Annotated in this window: 2 protein-coding genes and 1 pseudogene; 1 reads left to right on the forward strand and 2 read right to left on the reverse strand. The window is 60.6% G+C overall.

What is annotated here, in order from left to right:
• Positions 1-18: 18 nt before the first annotated feature.
• Positions 19-1,272: pseudogene (locus Q0K09_RS10665) on the forward strand (relaxase/mobilization nuclease domain-containing protein); the annotation flags it as partial.
• Between the two features lie 333 nt (positions 1,273-1,605).
• Here the strand turns inward: Q0K09_RS10665 and Q0K09_RS10670 are convergent.
• Positions 1,606-1,938: a DUF2190 family protein gene (locus Q0K09_RS10670; RefSeq protein WP_294476220.1), complete on the reverse strand. Its 333-nt coding sequence runs from the start codon at positions 1,936-1,938 to the stop codon at positions 1,606-1,608.
• 24 nt (positions 1,939-1,962) lie between these two features.
• A partial coding sequence (locus tag Q0K09_RS10675) for a Mu-like prophage major head subunit gpT family protein (RefSeq protein WP_294476223.1) occupies positions 1,963-2,870 on the reverse strand: 908 nt, incomplete at its 5' end.

Consider the following 2,870-nt stretch of genomic DNA (forward strand, 5'->3'; position numbering starts at 1 on the left):
TGAGAGGAGGGAAACTTCATGGCAACCACACGCATTATGCCGCTGCACACCGGCAAGGGCCGCACGGAGAGCCGAGCAATCAGCGACATCATCGACTATGTGGCGAACCCACAAAAGACCGACCACGGCAGGCTTATCACTGGCTATGAATGTGACAGCCGGACCGCTGATGCCGAGTTTCTGCTGGCCAAGCGGCAGTATATCGCGGCCACCGGACGGGTGCGGGGAAAGGACGATGTGATTGCCTATCACGTCCGTCAGTCCTTCTGCCCCGGCGAGGTCACACCGGAGGAGGCAAACCGGCTGGGCGTGGAATTTGCCAAGCGGTTTACCAAGGGCAAACACGCTTTCATTGTCTGCACCCATATCGACAAATCCCATGTCCATAATCACATTATTTGGAGTTCGGTCAACCTGGACTGTGACCGAAAATTCCGCAACTTTTGGGGCAGCACAAAGGCCGTCCGGCGACTGAGTGATACCCTGTGTGTGGAGAATGGATTGTCCATTGTCGAAAATCCAAAGCCCCATGGAAAGAGCTATAACAAGTGGCTGGGCGATCAGGCCAAGCCCTCCCACCGGGAGCTGCTGCGGGCTGCCATTGACAATGCCCTAGCACAAAAACCTGCCAACCTGGACGAGCTGCTGAAGCTGCTCCAAGAGTCTGGCTGCGAGGTATCGAGGCGCGGGAAATCCTATCGTTTGAAGCTCACCGGCTGGGATAAAGTAGCCCGTCTGGACAGCCTGGGTGAAGGCTACACCCTGGAGGACCTGCTGGCCGTTCTCACCGGCAAAAAGGAGCATACACCCCGTCAGAAACCGGCCATGCAAGCAGATCCGCCGAAGGTCAATCTGCTGGTGGATATTCAGGCCAAACTCCAGGCCGGAAAAGGCGCAGGGTATGTGCGCTGGGCCAAGGTTTTTAACCTGAAACAAATGGCGCAGACCATGAATTATCTCACCGAGCATAACCTGCTGGACTATGCGGTGCTGGAGGAAAAAGCAGCGGCGGCCACGGCCCACCACAATGAACTGTCAGCGCGGATCAAGGCGGCAGAGAAACGCATGGCGGAGATCGCTGTTCTGCGGAACCATATCATCAACTATGCCAAGACCCGTGAGACCTATGTAGCCTACCGAAAGGCCGGTTATTCCAAGAAATTCCGCCAGGAACATGAGGAAGAAATTCTGCTCCACCAGGCGGCGAAAAACGCCTTTGATGATATGGGTGTCAAGAAGTTGCCCAAGGTCAAAGAGCTGCAAGCCGAGTATCGCAGGCAGAGGCCGCGATGTAGTATTTCTGGAAGAACCGCCCGCCCTCCCGGGCGGCGATCTCCAGACCGGCCCCCTGCTTGGGCGTCTTGCCCCCCAGGTCCGCCCGGGCGCAGTAGAGGACGGCGGATATGATGTGAAGCCCGCCCACATGGTCACCGGTCAGGCGGTCCCGCTGCTCCTGTACCAGCTCCTCCAGGACAAGTGGGACGTCCGGGTACTCCATCCCGTCATAGCGGACGGTGCGGCGCTGGGCAAATTCGCCGGTGTTTAGGAAGACCTTGTGGATATCCGTCGCCACGCAGTCCTTAAAATTCAAGGCGTTTTCCTCCGTCAGCCCAGCAGCTTCACCAGCACGGTGGCGTCATCCTCCTGGGCGGCCGCCACGGCCCAGCCCGCCGGGGTGTTTGCGGGGGCGCTGCCGGCGGCGGTGGTGAGGTTCTCCGCCGCCTTGTCCCAGTAGAGGGCCTGGCCCAGGGTCACAGCCCCGGTGGCCTTGGGCAGCTCGAACACGCCCACCACATGGACCGCGCCGGTCTCTCCGGCCGGAATATCGCCGCCGGCCACGCCGATCCGGGTGGCCAGATCCACCACGTCGCCGTTTGCCAGCCCGTCGGCGGCAGTATAGTCGATGGTTTCCCCTCTCTGCCAGTATTTCGCGCTCAAATCTGTTTTGCCTCCCTTCTGCGATTAAACGGTGGGCAGGGCCTCGCCGTCATTACGGGCGATGCCCCGGAAGTCCCGGACGCTGATGCCCCAGTCAAGGTACATATCCCATACGAATCCCAGGGCGCCGGGCGCCTCCATGCGGCGGACGGTGGGGGTCTCCTGGCCGTTGAGGTAGTCCACCTGGATGCCCCGGGCGCTGTCGGTACTGGCAACCATGAACCAGGGGCAGGCTCCGGTACCGGCCAGGGCATTCAGCACGGGGGACTGGACAACCTGCAGGGGGTAGTTGTAGAGCGGGTTGATGTCGTTGTTGCTGGAGCCGGTCACCTGGGCGGAGCGGAGGATCACAGCCAGGTCGAACTCGTAGCCCACAGGCACCACGATGGTGCGGGGGGTGATATAGATGGCTTCTCCGAACTGATCCACCTGCTGCTGCATCTTCAGGAGGATGATCTGCTGGATGCTGGCCTGGGAGGGCTTGCTGCCGGTGGTGATGTGGTTGCGGTGATCCGCGCTGAAGAGCTTTTTGCCGTCGAAGATGGCCTTGTTCTCGAAGAGGATCTTGTAGACCTGCTTGTCGATGGTCTTCTTTGCGGCGGTGGCGTAAAGGCCGGGGACCTCAGTCAGGAAGCCGATATCATCGTTGATGAAGGCCTGACGGGTCATGCTGAACTGCTTCCCGTAGGTGTCCAGCTTGCGCTGGGGCAGGCGGTCAGTCCGGGGCATGTCGGCCTTGAGCTCTCCGTTCTCCGGCACCAGCAGGAAGTCGCCCACGCCGCCGATGACGTACTCGTGGTCTGCGGTCTGCTTGAAGTCCTTCAGGCTCCCGGTGGTGGTGAAGGCCTGGAAGGTGGTATTTTCACAATACGGCGGGCACCGGGGCCAGCGCCCACTACTTCGTGGGCCACGAGAGCGAGGACGCCGCCGTC

The organism is uncultured Intestinimonas sp. (assembly GCF_944387725.1).
Classification (GTDB): Bacteria; Bacillota; Clostridia; order Oscillospirales; family Oscillospiraceae; genus Intestinimonas.